General features: G+C 42.8%; 20 protein-coding genes. 17 read left to right on the top strand and 3 right to left on the bottom strand.

Translation table 11 applies throughout. The features are described 5' to 3' along the window. Positions 1 to 35: 35 nt before the first annotated feature. The 3 genes from IGI89_RS08160 to IGI89_RS08170 all read left to right on the top strand — a co-directional run bounded on the left by IGI89_RS08160 (position 36) and on the right by IGI89_RS08170 (position 2,827). Positions 36 to 1,049, top strand: coding sequence for an acyltransferase family protein (locus IGI89_RS08160; RefSeq protein ID WP_438735518.1), 1,014 nt, complete (start codon positions 36 to 38; stop codon positions 1,047 to 1,049). Between the two features lie 177 nt (positions 1,050 to 1,226). Further along, positions 1,227 to 2,291: a DUF1002 domain-containing protein gene (locus tag IGI89_RS08165; RefSeq protein WP_008380562.1), complete on the top strand. Its 1,065-nt coding sequence runs from the start codon at positions 1,227 to 1,229 to the stop codon at positions 2,289 to 2,291. A gap of 164 nt (positions 2,292 to 2,455) precedes the next feature. Further along, a complete protein-coding gene (locus IGI89_RS08170; RefSeq protein WP_087664625.1) occupies positions 2,456 to 2,827 on the top strand; it encodes a YccF domain-containing protein in 372 nt (123 codons plus the stop codon). Positions 2,828 to 3,104: 277 nt separating this feature from the next. Here IGI89_RS08170 and IGI89_RS08175 read toward each other — a convergent pair whose 3' ends face one another. Both IGI89_RS08175 and IGI89_RS08180 read right to left on the bottom strand, forming a co-directional pair. Next, positions 3,105 to 3,956: a MurR/RpiR family transcriptional regulator gene (locus tag IGI89_RS08175; RefSeq protein WP_005234042.1), complete on the bottom strand. Its 852-nt coding sequence runs from the start codon at positions 3,954 to 3,956 to the stop codon at positions 3,105 to 3,107. Positions 3,957 to 4,439: 483 nt separating this feature from the next. After that, complete coding sequence (locus IGI89_RS08180) at positions 4,440 to 4,622, bottom strand: hypothetical protein (protein WP_438735519.1); 183 nt, start codon at positions 4,620 to 4,622, stop codon at positions 4,440 to 4,442. A gap of 259 nt (positions 4,623 to 4,881) precedes the next feature. On the opposite strand from IGI89_RS08180, the gene IGI89_RS08185 reads away from it, so the two are divergent. The 10 genes from IGI89_RS08185 to IGI89_RS08230 all read left to right on the top strand — a co-directional run bounded on the left by IGI89_RS08185 (position 4,882) and on the right by IGI89_RS08230 (position 13,258). Then, entirely contained in the window at positions 4,882 to 5,883 is a 1,002-nt protein-coding gene (locus tag IGI89_RS08185; protein ID WP_005234045.1) for a D-isomer specific 2-hydroxyacid dehydrogenase family protein, read from the top strand. Positions 5,884 to 5,898: 15 nt separating this feature from the next. Next, positions 5,899 to 7,002: an iron-containing alcohol dehydrogenase family protein gene (locus IGI89_RS08190; protein WP_034878352.1), complete on the top strand. Its 1,104-nt coding sequence runs from the start codon at positions 5,899 to 5,901 to the stop codon at positions 7,000 to 7,002. A gap of 12 nt (positions 7,003 to 7,014) precedes the next feature. Beyond that, a complete protein-coding gene (locus IGI89_RS08195) occupies positions 7,015 to 7,842 on the top strand; it encodes a PTS mannose/fructose/sorbose/N-acetylgalactosamine transporter subunit IIC (protein WP_005234047.1) in 828 nt (275 codons plus the stop codon). Between the two features lie 19 nt (positions 7,843 to 7,861). Continuing rightward, on the top strand, positions 7,862 to 8,719 hold the full coding sequence (locus tag IGI89_RS08200; protein WP_087664628.1) for a PTS system mannose/fructose/sorbose family transporter subunit IID: 858 nt from the start codon (positions 7,862 to 7,864) through the stop codon (positions 8,717 to 8,719). A 15-nt stretch (positions 8,720 to 8,734) separates the two neighbouring features. Continuing rightward, the gene (locus IGI89_RS08205) at positions 8,735 to 9,241 is read left to right on the top strand and encodes a PTS system mannose/fructose/N-acetylgalactosamine-transporter subunit IIB (protein ID WP_005234049.1); all 507 of its coding nucleotides are present in this window, start codon (positions 8,735 to 8,737) and stop codon (positions 9,239 to 9,241) included. A gap of 110 nt (positions 9,242 to 9,351) precedes the next feature. Beyond that, positions 9,352 to 10,227 carry a hypothetical protein gene (locus IGI89_RS08210; RefSeq protein WP_005234050.1) on the top strand — a complete coding sequence of 292 codons (876 nt, stop codon included), beginning with the start codon at positions 9,352 to 9,354 and terminating at the stop codon, positions 10,225 to 10,227. A gap of 24 nt (positions 10,228 to 10,251) precedes the next feature. Next, positions 10,252 to 10,707: a PTS sugar transporter subunit IIA gene (locus IGI89_RS08215; RefSeq protein WP_016621658.1), complete on the top strand. Its 456-nt coding sequence runs from the start codon at positions 10,252 to 10,254 to the stop codon at positions 10,705 to 10,707. A 20-nt stretch (positions 10,708 to 10,727) separates the two neighbouring features. Next, positions 10,728 to 11,792 (top strand): mannonate dehydratase, encoded by a 1,065-nt coding sequence (gene uxuA / locus IGI89_RS08220; RefSeq protein WP_438735520.1) that lies wholly within the window; start codon positions 10,728 to 10,730, stop codon positions 11,790 to 11,792. Between the two features lie 29 nt (positions 11,793 to 11,821). Then, positions 11,822 to 12,439, top strand: a complete 618-nt coding sequence (locus tag IGI89_RS08225) for a bifunctional 4-hydroxy-2-oxoglutarate aldolase/2-dehydro-3-deoxy-phosphogluconate aldolase (RefSeq protein WP_005234053.1) — start codon at positions 11,822 to 11,824, stop codon at positions 12,437 to 12,439. 96 nt (positions 12,440 to 12,535) lie between these two features. Beyond that, entirely contained in the window at positions 12,536 to 13,258 is a 723-nt protein-coding gene (locus tag IGI89_RS08230) for an HAD family hydrolase (RefSeq protein ID WP_087664630.1), read from the top strand. 262 nt (positions 13,259 to 13,520) lie between these two features. Here the strand turns inward: IGI89_RS08230 and IGI89_RS08235 are convergent, their stop codons facing one another. Next, a complete protein-coding gene (locus tag IGI89_RS08235) occupies positions 13,521 to 14,315 on the bottom strand; it encodes an AraC family transcriptional regulator (protein ID WP_172634710.1) in 795 nt (264 codons plus the stop codon). Positions 14,316 to 14,581: 266 nt separating this feature from the next. Between IGI89_RS08235 and IGI89_RS08240 the strand changes: the two genes are divergently transcribed. From IGI89_RS08240 to IGI89_RS08255, 4 genes are all read left to right on the top strand, one after another. Further along, positions 14,582 to 16,198: a glycoside hydrolase family 43 protein gene (locus IGI89_RS08240; protein ID WP_438735521.1), complete on the top strand. Its 1,617-nt coding sequence runs from the start codon at positions 14,582 to 14,584 to the stop codon at positions 16,196 to 16,198. Then, on the top strand, positions 16,195 to 17,520 hold the full coding sequence (locus IGI89_RS08245) for an ABC transporter substrate-binding protein (RefSeq protein ID WP_438735522.1): 1,326 nt from the start codon (positions 16,195 to 16,197) through the stop codon (positions 17,518 to 17,520). The genes IGI89_RS08240 and IGI89_RS08245 overlap by 4 nt, the downstream gene beginning before the upstream one ends. A 128-nt stretch (positions 17,521 to 17,648) precedes the next feature. Further along, positions 17,649 to 18,560 (top strand): carbohydrate ABC transporter permease, encoded by a 912-nt coding sequence (locus IGI89_RS08250; RefSeq protein WP_015510298.1) that lies wholly within the window; start codon positions 17,649 to 17,651, stop codon positions 18,558 to 18,560. Continuing rightward, positions 18,561 to 19,394 carry a carbohydrate ABC transporter permease gene (locus IGI89_RS08255; RefSeq protein WP_438735523.1) on the top strand — a complete coding sequence of 278 codons (834 nt, stop codon included), beginning with the start codon at positions 18,561 to 18,563 and terminating at the stop codon, positions 19,392 to 19,394. It begins immediately after the preceding gene. Positions 19,395 to 19,447: the final 53 nt, after the last annotated feature.

Raw genomic sequence — 19,447 nt, forward strand, 5'->3', positions numbered from 1 at the left:
TGATCAAATTTGACGGAGAAAGGAGAAACGATCGAATGAAGACAAAACACCTTATGGTTCCAATTGGCTATATCCAATTCTTCGCTTCCTTACTGGTGATTCTCGTTCACTGTGGTCGACTGGCAGAAAACAACGGGCTTCATTTTTTGTTAAAGAGTCTCTTATGTCGTTTGGCGGTTCCTTTTTTTCTCCTGCTGAATGGCTATTTTTTTCAAAAGAGCACCTGTTCATGGCAGCAATGGTGCAAACGACAACTCAAGCTTTATTTGCGTTGGTCGATCGTGTATCTTCCCTTAGGTTGGTTTTATTTAGGACAGCAAAATCTTGCCGATCCATTACGGGTCATCGGTTTGGTTGTTGGCTTTTTTACTGTAGGGGTCTGGTACCATCTTTGGTATTTTCCAGCGTTGCTCTTTGGCATGTGGTTAGTAAGGAAAACCCGCTTTCTTGGCTATCGGTGGCAGTTTTTACTGGCGATCAGTTTGTATTTGATTGGCTGTCTTGAAACGTACAGCAGTTATTTAAGTGGACCTTTATTGGTATTTTATCAAAATTATCGGACTCTATTTTTTACAACGAGAAACGGTCTTTTTTATGGGTTTCTTTTTTTGCTGTGCGGGTTTTGTTTAGGTGAACACCAGAAACGTCCTTTTTTCACGAAGCATCTTGGCAGAAAATTCGCGGTCTCTCTTTGCTTATTAGGCATTGAAGGTCGACTCGTGTATCTCAATCAGGGGGACGATAAGAATTTCATGCTGTTCTTTGTGCCGACGACTCTTTTTTTCCTTGCTTGGCTGATCAAGCAGCAACCACAAAAGCGGACTTGGCAAGCAAAACAAGCAGCTGAGGCTAGTCGATTGATCTTTCTGAGTCACCCGCTGTTTCTGGAATCCGGGAAAGTCTTTTTTTTACTAGGAGGGTTTCCGTTGTTCTTTTATACGATAGTTTTAACGGGAGCCTTTCTCGGCTTGAGGAAAGTGGGCAGTCATTTCAAATCCTATGCTGTTGGGTTTGCTAAAAAAACAGTTGATGAAAAGAAAAGCGCCTAAAGCATTGCTGCACCAAGGATAAAACCAAGTTACACTTTTTTTAAATAGCAGCAGAGTTCTAAGTTTTTCTTCATTTCAGACCCTAGACGTAGGCTTTGCAAGAAAACCTATAGTACAATAACAGCAGTAAGAGGGAAAAATCCCTGAAAAAGAGATCAACACTTGGAGGATATAGTGATGAAAAAACAGACTCGAAAACCAGCGATGATTTTAGCGACTCTCTTGGTATCTAGCCAAGTTTTATTAGCAGCACCACAAGTTTTTGCTGACGAAACCAATTCAACGACGAGCAGTTCCACTGCAACAAGCAGTTCTACCGCAACGACAGCCACTACCGACAGTCAAACAAGTACCTCTGACAGCAGTTCAGATCGTTTGCAAGTCAATGCTGTGGCGATCGGAAATGCCTTGACGAAAGCACAAGAAGACTACACACTTGAGCGCTTAGGCATCCAAGGCGAAACACCGATTTATACGACAAACGGTAATGACTTGATGAAATACATTCCCGATGGCGGCTTTACTGCAGATTGGGCGGTCTATAGCTCGGTCAGAATGCAGACTTTAGAAAGCGGGGCAGGAATCACTGTCGATATCGCGACACCAGATAACATTACCCGCATCACTGCAGCCCAGTACCAAAATGCAGCGCTGACGGCAGGGATCACTGATGCGAAGCTAACGGTCGCTTCTGCCGTACCGATCGACGGTTCCGGAGCTTTAGCTGGGGTATACAAAATCGTTGAAGAATCAGGCGGTGTCATCAATCAGAATCGAGTAGCCGTAGCTCAAGATGAGATGGATGTGCTGTCTACGATCACCGAAGAGAATAAAGATAAAGAAGGCTATTCCGATGAAGCTTTGAATGCTGCGCAAGAACAAGCGAAAACCGATTTGGCTGCTCAAACCGCAGATGGTACGGAATTGACTCAAGCAGATATTCAAGAGACAGTAGAAAAAGCCTTGAAGGACAACGGACTGGAAGGAATCGTTACGGAAAATCAAATTTCTGAATTGACCTCTTTGATGAGCGACATGCGAGACAACAATATCTTCGATGACTTCATCAAAGAATTGGATCTGTCAGAAGCCCGCAAGCAAATCGAAGAAACCTCTAAGGGGCTTTGGGAAAATATCAAGAGCTTCTTTAGCGGCATCTGGTCTTCGATCACCGGTGTCTTCGGCAATGACTCAAATGAATCAAATAACAGCAGCGAATCAACGGTTGATTCTGGACAATAGGAATGAAAGCTTGAACCGTTGCTAATTAGAGCTGTGACGATAACATAGCCAGGAAAAAGGCCAAGCATCTGTTTTTTTGCTTGCACACGCCTCATTTAGGTAAAAAAAATTTCAACTTGCGTTTATGGTACAGTTTTTTAGACGAGAAGAAGGGAGGAAGCAAAATGAATTTTCTGGGCAATCTCATTTGGTTTATTTTTGGTGGATTGATTGGCGCAATCTCATGGTTTCTAGCAGGCTGCCTCTGGTGCATCACGATTATTGGGATTCCAATCGGTTTGCAGTGCTTTAAATTCGCCAGCTTGTCATTAGCACCTTTTGGCAAAGAAATCGTCTACCGAGGTGGTGGTACTTCCTTGATTCTCAATATATTATGGCTGATTTTTTCTGGTGTGCCACTGGCTTTAGGTCATTTAGCTAGTGCGGTCATTCTTGCCATCACTATCATTGGCATTCCATTTGCAGCACAATCCTTAAAGCTAGCCCAACTGGCATTGATGCCATTCGGGGCAGAAGTTGTCTCCAAAAGATGGTAAGAAATGGAGATTTCGAAAACACTTTCCGCTAAGATGGAAAGTGTTTTTTTTGTTGAAAATTGTGTCTGAGAATCTTTATAGATTGCACGAAGGTTTTCTCGTTTAGGTGGCTGATTAAACAATTTTTTGTACAAAAAAATGCCTTCCGCTACATTCTGGGAAGGCAATCATAGTTTAGGCAAATAAAACCATATAAAATTTTCATTCCTTCTTACGGATTAATTGCCGTATGTTCATTAAGCAAAAATATCCACAAGAGAACAACCTTTCTATTCTGTTAGGTTTCTTTTGCTGTTGAGATGGAACGTCTAATTTTTGCAATCGAGCGTTGGGCTTTCTCACGATTAAGAAACATCACGATCACATAGAGGGAGTCCAAGATACTTAACTGGGCAATCCGAGAAGAAAGTGCCTCTGACCGAAACTCGATTTCTTGTGAAATTGAAATTAAGACGACATCGCCAAGTTTTGCCAAAGGGGAAGCCGCATGACTGGTCACAACGATGATCTTGGCACCGTTGCTCTTAGCAACGTTGGCTAACTCAATCGTTTCTCGTGATTTTCCGGTATGGGAGATGAAAAAGGCGCAATCATCTGGTGTTAATACCGCCGCTTCCATCAATTGGATATGAAAATCTGCACTGTGGAAGACAGAGATCGAAGAGCGCAAAAATTTGTGATAAGCATCTGTGGCTACAATCTCAGAGCCACCCACCCCGAAGAAGAAAAGCCGATTGGATTCATTGATCATTGCTGCGGCCTTCTGAAGATCCTCTTCTTTTAATAACTTTCTAGTGTCCGTGAGCGTCGTCATGATCGAATCGAATACTTTTTGTGCGATCGTCAATTCATTGTCCGATTTCTCGATATTTTCATGGATTGAGAGGGCGGCAAGCTCGCTTTCTTGCATCAACATCGCCATTTTGAAGTCCTTAAACCCATTGTAACCGAGTTTTTTTGTGAATTGGAAAAACGTGGAATCAGCAATGCCCAAATCACTTGAGAGATCACTGATCGAACTGTGGCAGACCTTACTAGGGTTTTCTAACACATAGTCGGCAATTGCTTGTTCTTTAAGACTGAGATCTTTATAAAGCGTTTTTATTTGCAAGCGAATCGAGACAGTCAAAAGCTTCTACCTCCTTTTTAATAACAACATCTCTTTACCTCTAAAGTACCTCTTTTGCGAAAAAAATGCAAATAAAAATTATTTTTATTTTTTCTATTTACAAAAAAATATTTTTTTGTATAATAAAGGTGTGGAATGGAGGCGCTATCATAAAGGCGAGCTTATCGGTCTTGGAAAATGGAGAATGTGTCTCAAGCTCAAAGAGCAAAGCGACTTAGGGGAAGGGGCGACCTTGCAGGATCAGTGAAAGAAACTACGGTAAAAAAGGAATCGATCTAGTTTCAGCCAGCATTGAGTGAAGCACATCGATACCTGCCAAACGTAGACTTTAGCCGATGTTACCTACAGGAAAAGCGATCAGTCGAATCACGGTCAAGGGTTAGAGCCAGCTTGATTGAAAGGGGGATTCAAATAAGAAAGATTCTAACTACTGACTGCTCATTTTTTCGCTGATGAAATGAAATCGCTTTTCTGTCGGGCAACTTAGTTATCGGGGTGTGTTGATGGCAAAACAGTTAACTTGGTTACAAAATCAGGTGTTTTTGCAAGCTGTTCGCCAATGGCATCGAAGCAAGTGAGAGGCAATGAAGAAAGGGTCAATTGGGAAACCAACGTCGAACTGGATTTGATTTCGTACCAGTTGGCTTGAAATCTCGCTTTACTCATTACTGATTGCTAGAAACATTCGCATAATTTTTGAAATCCCATTGCTAACAAGGCACACTGATAAGATTGGTAATCCTAAGACAGCAAAATAGACTGAATAAATTGCGCTAGCGATCAATTTGGTGGTAGTTGCAGACGCCGTGAGTTTACTCATGATAAATATTTCACAAGAAAACGATTTCTGGAAAAAGATGTGTGGATAAAAAATGGATCTAGCGACCATGAGATGGTCATAAGAAGCTAAGAGAGGAGCGAATCAATGGGAAATTTCAAGATCGCTGTGGTGAATTCAAGCAGTTTTGGCAAAGTGTTTCCAGAGCATATCCAACGCTTGCAAGCGATTGGACCAGTGAACTACTTTTCCTTCGACAGTGAGATCGGTGGCAAAGAGTTGGCGAAAGCATTGGCGGGTTATAACATCATCATCGCTAGTGTGACCCCTTTTTTTACAAAAGAATTTTTTGAAAATAAGGATGAACTCTTACTAATCACACGGCATGGAATCGGGTATAACAACATTGATTTGGCAGCAGCGAAAGAACATCAAACGATTGTTTCAATCATCCCTGCTTTGGTGGAACGGGATGCGGTGGCTGAAAACAATGTAACGAATTTACTGGCACTCTTGCGTTGTACTGTGGAATCAATGACGCAAGTGCGCGCCGACCAATGGGAAAAACGAGCAGATTTTGTCGGCAGAGCATTGTTCAATAAAACAGTTGGCGTTATTGGGGTAGGCAATACAGGAAGTTGTGTAGTGGAGATTTTAAGAAATGGCTTCCGTTGTGATGTTTTGGCATATGATCCGTACAAATCAGCACTGCATATTCAGAGCTTTGGTGGCAAAAAAGTGGAATTAGATGAATTATTGGCCAAATCAGACATCATTTGTCTTTGTGCGAATTTAACAGAAGAAAACTACCATATGATTTCCTTTGCTGAAGTCGCGAAGATGAAGGATAAAGTCTATCTCTCGAATAGTGCACGGGGAGCATTATTAGATGAAGCTGCCATTGTAAGCGGGTTGAAAAGTGGGAAAATCGCTGGTTTAGCAACAGATGTTTTGGAAGAAGAACCAGGAAGCAAAGACCATCCTTATCTTGCCTTCGACAATGTCGTGATGACGCCACATACCTCTGCTTACACATTAGAGTGTTTAGAAGAAATGGGCAATAAATGTGTGACGGACATCGAGAGAATTACCAAAGGATTGTTACCAGATCGCGCTGTACAAGCACAAAGTAAATTTCTAGCAGTTTAAAGGAGTGTGAAAGAGATGTTAACAGATTTAAAGGTAAAGGTAGGTCCACAAGTGTATCGCTATCATGAAGGAGCAATTGATTTTGTGCCAACGGTGCTAGCCGAGTATCAAGTAAAACGATTGTTGATTGTTCATGGGACTGTTTCGTGGGAAAAAGCACAACCAAAAATGACGTTTTTGAAGTCACTGCCCATAGAAATTTTTTACCATCGTTATACTGGCGAATGCAGCTATTATGGGACTGAATTGATTGAAAACATTGCGCAAGAAAAAGAAATTGATTTTATTCTCGGCGTTGGTGGCGGGAAATTGGCGGATTTAGTCGGTTATGCTGCCCATAAAACCAATTTGCCATTCGGATTGATTCCCACATTAGCGAGCAACTGTGCTCCTTGGACACCGTTATCGGTAATGTACAAAGAGTCAGGAGAAGCAGAAGGGAAAACGGAGCACTATTTGAGACAGGCGGCTTTTTTGATCACTGACCCAACTTTAGTCATTGATGCACCGGTGGACTACTTTATCGCTGGGTTGGCTGATACCTTGGCGAAATGGATCGAATCCGAAGCGATCCTTGCTCAGCCACATCTCCAAGACGAACCATTCTTGCAGATGGCCGGCTATACGGCCAAATTATGTGAAACAGCGATTTTATCTCAATCGAAGCAAGCCATTACAGATATGGAACAGCAAGAAGTCACTGATGCCTTTTGTCATTTGTCTGAGATCATTATAGCTGTCGCTGGTATGGTCGGGGGCTTAGGTGACAAATACGCCCGGAATGCTGCGGCTCATGCGATGCATGATGCCATCAGTAAATATTTGCCTGAGAGTCACCGCTTTCTTCACGGAGAAAAGGTTGCTTATGGGATGTTCTATCAATTAGCTCTTGAAGAAAAATGGGCAGCGATTGATCAGCTGCTGCCATTCTATCAAGAGTTACATCTACCAATGAGCCTCCACCAAATGGAAATCTATCCTAAAGACGAGCAAGTGATCGATCAGTTGGTAGCTTTTATTGATTCGAAAGAAAAAGTTCATCTGATTCCGGTCGAAGTCAACAAAGAACGTTTGAAAGAAGCTATTTATGCGTTAGAAACTTATTTGAAAGATGTATAGGAGGAGCAAAAAATGGATACATTGAGCATTACACAAAGTTTACTGATTGCTTTATGGGTGGCAGCAGTCATGTCTCGTTGGCTCGGTGGAGGCGCAACGCTGACTTTACGATTTTCGCCATTAATGACCGGCTTGATCGTCGGTATAGTGATGGGGGATGTCAAACAAGCGATGATCGTTACTGCAGCGTTGCAAATGATCTATATGGGGGTTTTTGCTCCGGGCGGGTCAATGCCAGCAGAACCATCAGTTGCTGCAGCGATTGCTGTGCCCGTGGCTTTACTTGGGAATCTTCCTGCAGAAGCCGCGATTGCCGTAGCAGTGCCGGTTGGCTTGTTAGGAAGTTACCTATATCAGTTCCGGTTCTTTATCAATACCTTCTTAGGAAAATATACGGATAAAGCAGTAGAAGATCTTAATGCCAAAGCAATGAGCCGTTCCATTATTTTATACCCGACATTGGCTTCATTTGTTCTATATGTACCGCTGATTTTTATCTCGCTTTATTTTGGTGCCCCACTGATCGCTGATGTAATCAATGCATTAGAAGGAACTGTAGTTATTCATATTTTAGAAGTTGTTGGTGGTGGTTTAGCGGCAATTGGGATTGCGACAACGGTCTATGTCATTGGCCGTAAAGATTATATGGTCTTTTTCTTCCTAGCTTATTTCATGAGTGTGGTTTTAAGTTCACTGGAAATCACCATGGTAACTTATTCGATTTTTGGCATCTTGATTGCATTGATTTTTGTCCAGTCTCAAAAAGGAAAAATAGCGCCTGCTGCAGAAAAAGCGTCGTCAACTTTTGAAGAAGACGATGATTACGATGATGGTTTTTAACCGATAAGGAGGAGCAATAATGTCAGAAATGGTTCAAAATGCACAAGGTGCGCCCGAAGAAATTACCACAAAAGATGTGACTAAAGCCTATTTAAGATGGCATTTCGCAAATGAAATCCCTCACTCATTCGAACGTTATGTGGCACCTTCGCTTTTATATGCAATGATGCCGATTTTGCGCAAACTCTATAAAGACGATGATGCGTTAAAAGCTGCTTACAAACGACAACTGCTTTTCTTCAATACACAACTGAGTTGGGGTGGCGGAGTCATCACTGGATTGATGTCTTCGATGGAACAGCAGCGAGCTGAAGAAGAGTATGAGAAAAAAGAGATTTTGATGCAAGATGATTTGATGTACAACACCAAAGCCGGTTTGATGGGGGCTTTAGCAGGGATTGGTGATGCCATCGATTCAGGAACTGTGCAATACATTTTCATAGCGATTGCGGTGCCATGGGCACAACAAGGGAACCCATTAGGATCCCTCTTCCCATTCATTTGTTTTGCCCTGTATCAAGTTTCCATCGGCCTATTCTTTGCTCGTCAAGCCTTTTCAATGGGGCGCAATGCCACTGGACTGATGCAAAGTACAGGTGTTCAAACAGCCATTGAAACGCTATCTGTTTTAGGTTTATTCATGATGGGGGTATTGGCAGGAAATTATGTGAATGTGAGTTCTTCTCTAAAATTTGATATCTCAGGAAGAGAATTTATTATTCAAGATATTCTTGATCAGATCATACCAGGGATCTTGCCATTGGCTGTCGTAATGGGTGTCTACTGGTTCTATAACAAAAAGGGACTGAAAGTGACTCAAGCACTGCTATGGCTGACTTTGATCTTGATCATTTTAGCTGGTGTAGGGATTTTATAAAAAGGAGTGTCAAAAATGGGTGTAGTAAATTTAGCACGAGTAGACGAGCGATTGATCCATGGGCAGGTCATGATGACCTTGTCGCAAAAAAGCGGAGTCAATTCGATCTTTGTAGTAGATGAAGTAGTAGCTAAGGATAAGTTCATGCGGGAACTATACAAAAATGCCGGTAGCCGAACAGGGCAAAAAACGATCGTCGTTACACCAGAAAAAGCCAAGTTTTACTGGGATGAATACAACTTCAAAGATTACAACTGTATTTTGATCGCCAAAACCGTCAGCGTGATGTACGACTTAGTCAAACACGGCGTGCCGATGAAAGAATTGAACATAGGCGGTATTGCCCAAAAAGATCCCGAGAAGGATCTCTTGGTAACAAAATCTGTTTATTTAAATCAAGCTGATGCGCAAAAACTCAAAGAAATGAATGAAGAATATGGTGTGGAATCAATCTATTTTCAAGCAACGCCATCTGCACCGAAATCAACACTGAAGGATGTTTTGAAGCAGTTCAAGTTATAAGTAGCACACTAATTCATTTATCTCTAAGGAATATTGTGAGGGAAGCTGGGGGATCTCGCAAGGAAAAGAGGTCCTCCAGTGTCAGTAATTTGTGAATAGGAGAATCCGCCATGAATCAAACAGAAACATTTCGTGATTGGCTGTTTCGTTATCGGTATGTCTACCGAGCGCGATCAACGGATAAAAGCAAACAAAGATTTTTGAAGGCACTCATCGCGGATATCATTCCATTTCGCAAAGACCTTCAGGTGATCGAGTATGATCACACGAAAAAAAATGCCTCACGCAATTTGTATGTTGGTGATCTGACTAAAGCAAAACGGATCATCTGCACGTATTATGATACACCGCCAGAGCATTTCGGCGATTACCATTTTTTTGATCGGCAGGAGCAAGGCCGTAAAACAAATCAATTTATTCTGACTGCTTCAGCAGTGATGATTCTTTTAGGGCTGTTGGGAACTTGGCTTTATATCCACTTTGCTTCAGGGAGATTTCCCTTGTTGTCTTGGCAAACAGCACTTTTTGCTTTAGGGGTCGGTGTTTATTTTCTGCTATTAAATCGCGTAAGCCACGGGGCAGGATTTCAGCAAAATCTAACCCGCAATACCTCCTCTATCTTAGCGCTGCTGTCCTTAATCAGTCAAAACAGTCAAACAGCGACGGCCTTCGCATTTCTTGATGAAGGAAGTTACGGAGAACGCGGGTTGGAAGTGTTACGTGATTCAGTAAGGCCGAATGCGAAGATTTATTATTTAGATTCTATTGGTGCCGATGCTCCGATTCGAGCTATCGGCAAGCAATTCAATGAAGGGCAACTGCAGCAGTTGGCGATCGAACACAGTAGTGAAGCAATGGGCAGCATCAACTATCTGTTTTGTGCAGAAAAGCAGCAGGATCAGACGTATGTGCTGCCTAGAAAACAATTAAAGCAAAAAGAGCTGAATCTGAGGAATATGCAAAAAGTTCTTGCGTTATTTGGTTAGGAAGCGAAAAAGGAGGAATAACATTTGTTAGGAATCGTATTGGCAACTCACGGACAGCTGAGTACTGGTTTTAAAGATGCTGCAGAGGTGATCATGGGCAGTGTCGAAAATATTGCGGTCGTTAATTTGAACCACGGAGAGGATATTCAACTTCTGGGAAACAAAATCCATGAAGCGATTCATGAAACAGATCAAGGGGACGGTGTCTTGGTGTTTGCTGATCTATTGAGTGCCAGTCCCTACAATCAGTCGGTTGTTACGATCAATCAATTAGATGAACCACTTCAGGAAAAGACGTATGTGATCGGCGGAGTGAATCTACCGATGGTATTAGAAGCAATCAATCACCAATTTTTGGCGACACCGATTGAACAGGCGGTGGCAGCAGTGATCCAGCAAGGAGAAAACAGTGTAGCGCTTTGGCACAATTCTTCAGCAGGTGATAGTAGCGAAGAAACTGATGAGGACGATGATTTTTAAAAACGAAAGGATGACAGCAAATGCAATGGGGGTTTCGATGGTACGGGGAAGGGGATACGATCCCGTTAACGAATATTCGACAAATTCCAGGAATGCACGGCATTGTAGGAACACTTCTAAATAAAATGCCTGGAGATGTCTGGGAGATTTCCGAAATCAACGCACTAAAAGCATCAATTGAAAAAGAGCATCTTTCACTATTAGGGATTGAGAGTGTGGCGATCCACGATGCGATCAAAGCCGGAACAGAGGAACGGGATCACTACATCGATCAATATATTCAAACAATTCGGAATTTAGCAGCTTGTGATGTACATATGATCTGCTATAGCTTCAAACCGATCTTCGGCTGGGCAAAAACAAATCTATTTTATCAAAACGAGGATGGCAGCTTCTCTTTGCTCTATGATCAAGCCGTTGTGGATGATATGGAACCTAGTGAGATGTATACGCTGATCCATAGCCAATCAAAAGGCTTTAAATTGCCAGGCTGGGAAGAAGAACGACTGAAAAAGTTCCAGCGTTTGATGGCAACTTATGAAGGGGTCACTCAAGAGATCCTCTTTGATAACTTAAGCTATTTCTTAAAGCGGATCATTCCTGTGTGTGAAGAAGTAGATGTGAAAATGGCGATCCATCCGGACGATCCACCTTGGGAAATTTTTGGTTTGCCACGGATCACCAAAAATTTAGAGGACTTGAAAAAAATCATGGCCATCGTGGATTCGCCTTATAATGGGGTAACGTTGTGCACCGGTTCGTTAGGTGCCGATCCAGAAAACGACATGGTGGAGATCGTTCATGGCTTAAAAGGCCGCATCAACTTTGTTCATTTTCGCAATGTGTTGTTTATGGGGGAACGCAAATTTAAAGAATCTGCCCATCTTTCCACTGAAGGATCGTTAGATATGTATGCCATTATGAAAGCCTTGGTTGAGGTCGGTTTTGATGGTGTCATCCGTCCTGATCACGGGCGGACGATCTGGGGGGAAGTGGCGATGCCAGGCTATGGTCTGTATGATCGCGCGATTGGTATCAGTTATCTTCAAGGGCTTCATGAATCCGTCTTGAAAGAGCAAATGTAATCGAGGGGAACGAAGGGAGGAGAGAGCGTATGACACTCTATGAACAATTGGCAAAAACAAGGGTGTTGCCTCTTTACACTGCAACAGACCTTACCTATTTGCCAGTAGTAGAATCACTGCTGATTGAGCATGAACTGTATTTTATTGAAGTGACCTTCCGCAGTGACCTTGCTTTAGAAGCGATTGAAAAACTCTCTCAATCGGGCAAATTGATCGTAGGCGCAGGCACGGTCCGCACCTTAGAACAAGCGAAAGCAGCGGTTGAGAAAGGGGCGCGCTTTATTGTTTCCCCTGCTCTTGTACCTGATGTGGTGGAATTTTGTCTTGCCGAAAACATTCCAGTGTTTCCAGGGACAGCTACCCCCAATGACATTCAACGGGCAACGGATTATGGCTTATCAGTTGTGAAATTTTTCCCTGCGGATATCTACGGGGGCTTGTCGGCAATCAAAGCCCTCAGTGGTCCGTTTTACGATATTCGATTTGTCCCAACTGGCGGAATCACTCTCGAAAATGTTCAAGACTATTTATCTGATCCGCAAGTATTAGCGGTTGGCGGCTCCTTCATTCTGTCAGAAGCGCTAGTAAAAGAAGGGCGGGAAAAGGCTGACAGCCATTTGGCGCATGTAAAATCATTGCTAAGTTGAGCAGTCAGCTGTATATAAACAAGATGAAGCAATGGGTGCCAAAGGATTTTGGTACCATTGCTTTTTTATTCGCAGAAAAGCAAAGGAGGCCATAGGATGGAGAAGATAAAACTGGTGATTTTTGATATGGACGGTTTGATGTTTGAAACTGGTCGGTTAGCTTACCGCGCCTATTTAAGAGCCGCGGAGGAGTATGATTTTGAAGTTTGCCAAGATGTTTATTATTACCTGACTGGCAGAACGGAAGCAGATATTCGTAAAGGGATGCAGGAACTCTATGGCAGTACGGTACCAACGGATCGGTGGCGAGAAGCGATGAATCGTCAGAAAGAAGTGATTTTAGCTGAAGAAAAACGGGTGTTCAAAAAGCCCGGCCTTCTTGAACTATTGGAAGCATTAAAAAAACAAGATTGCTTGATAGCCGTGGCGTCCTCTTCGTCGAAAGAAAAAATCAAGGCGTATTTTGAAATGGAACAGATGCCAGATTGGTTTGATACGGTGGTTTCTGGGGATCAAGTGCGAAAGGGCAAACCTGATCCAGAAATCTTTCTGACAGCATGCCAACAATTAGGCGTAAAGCCTGAAGCAGCCTTGGTATTAGAAGATTCTCTAGCCGGCATAAGAGCCGCAAAACAAGCCAAGATCCCAGCTTTTCTGATTGCGGATGATTTGAGTATTTTGCCAGTCAAGAAAAATGGGAAGTATCCTTTGCTTAAACAGCCAAAACTTGAGCAAGAAGTAGCTGCACAGGTGAAAACTTTTTCTGATCTGACGGAAGTCAGAGACTGGCTAGTCGTGAATCATTTTTCTTGGGCTTGATCGTTATTCCAAGAAGCTTCGATAAAGCAAACGGCATTAAGCAAGAACATACGGTGCTATAAATCAGGCATAGCGTTGCGGAATCGGTAAAACAACAAAGGTTGATTTTGGCAATTGGTTTTTTCCTGCTCATGTCTCTATGAAGAAGGGGAGCGTTAGAACGTTTTTCACTACTTTCTGGGAACGTGGCAAAAGGCTGACTAGAAAAACGAGTAAGATTGTAGCAGCTCACTTTATAGGTAAGTGAAGCTGCTTTTTTGCGCTATTCCTTCAGCAACGAAAAATGAGCATTGTGTGTTAAGCGGTATTCTTTCGGAGTCAGTGAGGTCAAAGCTTTGAAATTTCGATTGAAGGTTCGCACATTTTGAAAGCCAGCCTGTTCTGCTACTTCCGTAATCGGCAAGAGACTATGAGTCAGCAAAAAAGAGGCATGGCGAATTCTTGCTTGATTCAAAAGCCGAGGAAAGGTGCTTTTCAATTTCTCAGTGATCATTCTGGAAACGTAGACGCTACTATAACCGATACTGCTGCTTAGTTTTTCGAGCGTCAGCTCTTCTTTGAAGTGTGACTCGATATAGGCAAGCAGCTGGATCAGGATATCCTCTTGGTTTTTGGCTGGTAGTAAAGTCGTTTGGTGCTCAAAAAGGTAAAGGACTTGATACAGTGCCGATTTTCGTAAATAGAGGGAATCCGTTTCAAATAAAGGATAATACAGCTGATTTGCGACAGACGGATCAATGGTGATAACGGGATCTGACAAAGCGAAATCTTTGGTTTTAGCATAAAAATCTGGAATAAACTCCGGCGAAAAAACCAGAATATGCAGTTGTGATTCCTTAGGGGTTTCGATGGCATGGGTCTGGTAAGGCATGACTAATAACACTTGGCCAGTTGTAAGGACATAGGGACTTTCTTCGATTTTGACAACCGCTTCGCCGTCACTACAAAAAAGCAATTCAAAGGAACGATGAAAATGTTCCATGTAATTAAGCGAGTAGGGATGGTAACTGGAAACGCCTAGGTATTCGCCAAAATGATATTCTTCTAAAATGGTCACGCAATCTTTCCTCCATTTTTTGTCTATCGATGTGTGGAAATCGTCCTGTGAATGATAGCGATTTCATTTTATAATTATGACAGTTCAGCTGAAGAAAGTAAATAGAACAATGATTAGTGAATATTTTTAAAATGGACTGCAGTAACAAGTTTCTTTTTTTAGTTAGGTATATTAGTAAAGAAAACTTACTAACTGAAAGATGCTCATTCCTATTGACTCTCAGTTGAATCACAAAATGCCAAAAAGGGAAAGAGGAGGAATTTTTTTTGATTACCAATCCAATACTAACAGGCTTTCATCCAGACCCGAGTATTTGTCGTGCAGGAGAAGATTATTACATTGCTACGTCGACCTTTGAATGGTTTCCAGGTGTGCGCATCTTCCATTCAAAGGATTTGAAGAACTGGCGCTTGATCAGTACACCAGTCAATCGTGTCAGTCAGTTGAATATGCTGGGAAATCCTGATTCTGGGGGCGTTTGGGCGCCAAACTTAAGTTACAGTGATGGTCGTTTTTGGTTGATTTATTCAGATGTCAAAACACAATCCAATAGCTGGAAAGATGTGAACAATTATTTGATCACCTGTGAAACCATTGATGGGGATTGGTCAGAACCAATCTATATGAACTCTTCTGGTTTCGATCCCTCTTTATTTCATGACGATGACGGCAAAAAATATTTTCTGAACATGGTCTGGGATTATCGCCCGACAAATCATTCCTTTTATGGGATCGTTCTCCAAGAGTTTGATTGGCAAGCCAAGAAATTGGTGGGGCAGCCCAAAATTATCTTCAAAGGAACAGAGCGTAAATTGACTGAAGCACCGGTCATGTATAAAGTGAACGGCTATTATTATTTATTAACGGCAGAAGGTGGCACCCAGTTTGAACATGCAAGTACCATCGCTCGTGGAACACACATTGAAGGCCCCTATGAAGTTCATCCTCAAAACCCTCTAATTAGTTCATGGGGACAGCCAGAGATCCCGCTACAAAAAGCCGGTCATGGTTCATTTGTGAAAACGCAGACCGATGAATGGTATTTTGTTCACTTAACAGGACGAGCGCTGAAGTATCCAGAAACACCCCTCTTAGAAAATCGCGGCTATTGCCCGCTCGGACGAGAAACAGCGATCCAGTCTGTTTACTGGGAAAATGATTGGCCGTATATCACAGGCGGAAACTTTCCAAAAGAGGAGGTCCCACAGCCACAGCTGCCCGAACATCCGTGGGAAACAGAATCAGGCTTTGATGATTTTGAAGATGCGTCGTTGGCACCAATGTTTCAAACCTTGCGGATTCCTTTTTCTGAGGAAATCGGTAGTTTGACCGCACGACCAGGGTATTTGCGCTTGTATGGGCGAGAGTCGTTCAATTCCTTGTTCCATCAAGCACTGGTGGCAAGAAGATGGAGCGATTTTCGTTTCGAAGCAACGACTGCCGTCGAATTTTCACCGACCTCGTTTCTACAGTTGGCAGGCATGACGAATTACTACAATACACAAAACTGGTCGGCGATCTACATCACTCATGATGAGACGAAAGGAAGAATCATCACTGTATTGGCAAGCGAAAAGGGCCAACTGAAGAGTCAAAAAGCACCAGAAGTTATGATACCAGCCGATGTACAAACGGTCTACTTCAAAACGATCGTCAATTATGCCCACTATCAATACGCGTACTCATTTGATCAAAAAGAGTGGCAGGTCATCGATCAGCTATTTGACAGCTTGCACTTGTCTGACGACTATGTGGCAGAACATTACGGTGGGTTCTTTACGGGGGCTTTTGTGGGGATGTTTGCGATCGATACGACTGGCAATCGTTTGGCGGCTGATTTTGATTCATTTGACTATCAAAAAATCGAGGAGGAAGAAAGATGAAAAATTGGAAACGGGTCTTACAAACAGCGTCAGTGGCAGGCTTAGCGGCTTTTATGCTTAGTGGCTGCGGGAATGGTTCAGGAAACAGCAGCTCGGATAACAGCGCAACGGGAAGCAGTGGCAAGGATGAACTCGTGGTTTGGACCTTTACTTCAGAATTATCAACGATGATCAATGATTACTATTTGCCGGCGCATGACGATTTGGCCTATGACATTCGGATCGTGGAGATTCCTTCTGACCAATTCGAGACCAAGCTCGATCCGATTCTCGGTTCCAAAGATGCACCAGATGTGATTGCTTTAGAATCTGCCTTTGTCAAAAAATATGTGGAATCAGGGATGATGGCAGACCTTGGTTCACTGGGACTTGATGAAGCCGCGGCAGATACGTATCAATATGTCAAAGACGTAGGAACTTCAAAAGACGGGGTTCTTCATGCCTTGGCTTGGCAAGCTGCTCCTGGCGGGTTTTATTACCGGGCGTCGATGGCAGAAGAGCTGCTAGGGATCGATGATCCAGCGGCTGCGCAAGCGGCCTTGTCAGACTACGACAAGTTCTATGAGGAAGCCAAAGCAGTCAAAGAAAAAAGTGGTGGAACCACCTATATGATCTCTAGTGTCCAAGATTTGGCGAAGCCTTTTTATGGTCAACGCGAACATGGCTGGGTTGAAGACGGTAAATTAGTGATCGACGACAGTTTGTATGATTTGTTGGATATATCACGAAAATTTGTAGAAGAAGGCCTGACACAAGATACAGAAGGACAATCAGAAGCTTGGTTTGCTGGAATGAATAGCGACAATGTATTCGGTTATAGTTTGCCGACATGGGGGCTGCACTATTGGTTAAAACCAAATGCGACAGCTGCCGATAACTCCAGCTCAACAGAAGGGGACTGGCGCATGATCCAAGGACCGTCGTCGTGGTTCTGGGGCGGCACATGGATCGGTGCTACGGCAAATTCTGAGATGCAAGAAGAAGCGGCGCAATTGGTGGCTTACTTGACCACAGATCAAGCATTTTTAAAACAATGGGCCGAAGATACCGGTGATTTTGTATCGAATGAGCGAGTCGTTGAAGAAATTAAAAGCGAATACCAAGAGGAATTTTTAGGCGGTCAAAACCACTATGCAGAATTTGCCGATATGGTTCAAGACATCAACGCGAAAATTCTGACCGAGTATGACCAAACGATTGAAACCCTCTTTACGGATAGTTGTTTGACACCATATTCAAAAGGTGAAGTGGATCAGGAAACGGCGATCCAAAACTTTAAAGATGCGGTCGTCAATGCTTATCCAGATGTTCAAGTAGATTAGGTGTTGTTGAAACCGGCACCGAAGACGGGGTCGGTTTCAACCTTTTCTAGGTACTACGCGCTGCTTAAATGGCTTGTCTTTACAGGCAGAAGTTGACAGTGGAAGAAAAAAATATCAGGGGGATTACGATGCAGAATAAGAGAAGATTTGAACAGTATCATCGCTATGGGCTATTATTTATCGCACCATTTTTTCTAGCATTCTTGGTTTTTCAGCTTTATCCAATTCTCTATACGATTTACCTGAGCTTTACAGATCTAAAAGGGTGGAATCCAGCTGCCAATCTTGTCGGACTGGATAACTATTTTGCGATTTTTCGCAACCCGTTATTTTTAAAATCGATCAGCAATACTTTTATTTTGTGGGGCGTAAACTTTGTCCCTCAAATTGGCTTGGCTTTGTTGTTGGCGGCATGGTTTACCAATATCAAGCTACGCTTGCGAGGGAAAGGCTTCTTCAAAGTCGCTTTTTACTTACCCAACATCATTACTGCGGCTTCAGTAGCAATCTTATTTTTTGTTTTGTTCAGTTTTCCGTTAGGTCCGATCAACCTAGTCTTGCAGCATTTCGGTGTTTTGGACCAGCCCTATGACTTTTTCCGTAGTGAAACGGGCACTCGGCTGATCGTTTCCTTTATCCAATTTTGGATGTGGTATGGTCAGACAACGATCGTTTTGGTTTCGGGCATTTTGAGCATTGATGATGCTCTTTTTGAATCAGCAATGGTCGATGGAGCCAATGATGGTCAAATTTTCCGCAAGATCACGCTGCCTTTGTTAAAACCAATCTTGCTTTATACATTGGTGACGTCCTTGATAGGCGGCTTGCAAATGTTCGACATTCCTTTTTTGCTGACAAATGGCAATCCCAACAATAGCGTCTTAACGATCACGATGTTTATCTACAACCAGGCCTTTACCGGGAGTCGGAATTTCAACGTTGCCGCAACCGCGTCGGTACTATTATTGGTACTTTCAATCGTATTAAGCACGTTATTGTTTCAATTTTTCAAAGAAAACAGCAAAGTGGGGCGAAAATAAATGGAAAATAGCTATCGAGCAAAACGATTGTTGATCTATGTCTTTTTGGTGTTGCTGACCATCCTAAGTATACTGCCGTTTTGGGTCGTCTTAGTCAATGCGACCCGTTCAGCGGAACAGATCCAGCAAGGGCTGTCCTTGTGGCCCGGCGGTAATCTCCAATACAACTGGTCCGTCTTAATGGGCAGAGGCTTCAATGTTTTCAATGGGTTTAAAAATAGTTTCCTGATTGCTGCTGGTGCTACCGTTCTCAATGTGTATTTTTCGGCGCTGACGGCTTATGGCGTGATCGCCTATGAATTTCGTGGCAAGAAAGTCCTGTTTGCTGTCATTCTTGGGCTGATCATGATTCCTCAGCAAATCAGCATGATCGGTTTTTATCAATTTATGAATCGCTTAGGACTCTTAAATAATTTTCTGCCATTGATTTTACCAGCGATTGTATCACCCGCTACCGTTTTTTTCTTAAAGCAATACTTAGAAACGATCTATCATCCTGATTTGGCAGATTCTGCTCGTTTAGACGGAGCCGGCGAAATCAAAATTTTCCATCGCATCATGTTGCCTTTGATGAAACCGGGCTTAGCTACCATGGCGATTTTCTCGTTCGTGACCTCGTGGAATAATTTCTTGATGCCCTTGATCTTGATCAACGATACGGAAAAGTATACGTTGCCGATGCTGGTCCAATTGTTGAAAACTGATGTTTACCGTACTGAATTTGGCAGTATGTATCTAGGGATCTCATTAAGTATTATTCCTTTACTGCTGATTTACCTGTTTCTATCGAAATACATCGTGGGCGGTGTGACGGCTGGCGGAATCAAAGGATAGCGAGACCCTTTTACCAAAAGAAAACGCTGGACTGAGTTTTCAGTCCAGCATTC

Source organism: Enterococcus sp. AZ141 (assembly GCF_051714385.1).
GTDB lineage: Bacteria > Bacillota > Bacilli > Lactobacillales > Enterococcaceae > Enterococcus_D > Enterococcus_D entomosocium.

What these genes read in the sequence shown, in the direction of transcription:
- IGI89_RS08160 (WP_438735518.1), top strand. Translation starts at nt 36, where the DNA reads ATGAAGACAAAACACCTTATGGTTCCAATTGGCTATATCCAATTCTTC.
- IGI89_RS08165 (WP_008380562.1), top strand. Translation starts at nt 1,227, where the DNA reads ATGAAAAAACAGACTCGAAAACCAGCGATGATTTTAGCGACTCTCTTG.
- IGI89_RS08170 (WP_087664625.1), top strand. Translation starts at nt 2,456, where the DNA reads ATGAATTTTCTGGGCAATCTCATTTGGTTTATTTTTGGTGGATTGATT.
- IGI89_RS08180 (WP_438735519.1), bottom strand. Translation starts at nt 4,622, where the DNA reads ATGAGTAAAGCGAGATTTCAAGCCAACTGGTACGAAATCAAATCCAGT.
- IGI89_RS08185 (WP_005234045.1), top strand. Translation starts at nt 4,882, where the DNA reads ATGGGAAATTTCAAGATCGCTGTGGTGAATTCAAGCAGTTTTGGCAAA.
- IGI89_RS08190 (WP_034878352.1), top strand. Translation starts at nt 5,899, where the DNA reads ATGTTAACAGATTTAAAGGTAAAGGTAGGTCCACAAGTGTATCGCTAT.
- IGI89_RS08195 (WP_005234047.1), top strand. Translation starts at nt 7,015, where the DNA reads ATGGATACATTGAGCATTACACAAAGTTTACTGATTGCTTTATGGGTG.
- IGI89_RS08200 (WP_087664628.1), top strand. Translation starts at nt 7,862, where the DNA reads ATGTCAGAAATGGTTCAAAATGCACAAGGTGCGCCCGAAGAAATTACC.
- IGI89_RS08205 (WP_005234049.1), top strand. Translation starts at nt 8,735, where the DNA reads ATGGGTGTAGTAAATTTAGCACGAGTAGACGAGCGATTGATCCATGGG.
- IGI89_RS08210 (WP_005234050.1), top strand. Translation starts at nt 9,352, where the DNA reads ATGAATCAAACAGAAACATTTCGTGATTGGCTGTTTCGTTATCGGTAT.
- uxuA (WP_438735520.1), top strand. Translation starts at nt 10,728, where the DNA reads ATGCAATGGGGGTTTCGATGGTACGGGGAAGGGGATACGATCCCGTTA.
- IGI89_RS08225 (WP_005234053.1), top strand. Translation starts at nt 11,822, where the DNA reads ATGACACTCTATGAACAATTGGCAAAAACAAGGGTGTTGCCTCTTTAC.
- IGI89_RS08230 (WP_087664630.1), top strand. Translation starts at nt 12,536, where the DNA reads ATGGAGAAGATAAAACTGGTGATTTTTGATATGGACGGTTTGATGTTT.
- IGI89_RS08245 (WP_438735522.1), top strand. Translation starts at nt 16,195, where the DNA reads ATGAAAAATTGGAAACGGGTCTTACAAACAGCGTCAGTGGCAGGCTTA.
- IGI89_RS08250 (WP_015510298.1), top strand. Translation starts at nt 17,649, where the DNA reads ATGCAGAATAAGAGAAGATTTGAACAGTATCATCGCTATGGGCTATTA.
- IGI89_RS08255 (WP_438735523.1), top strand. Translation starts at nt 18,561, where the DNA reads ATGGAAAATAGCTATCGAGCAAAACGATTGTTGATCTATGTCTTTTTG.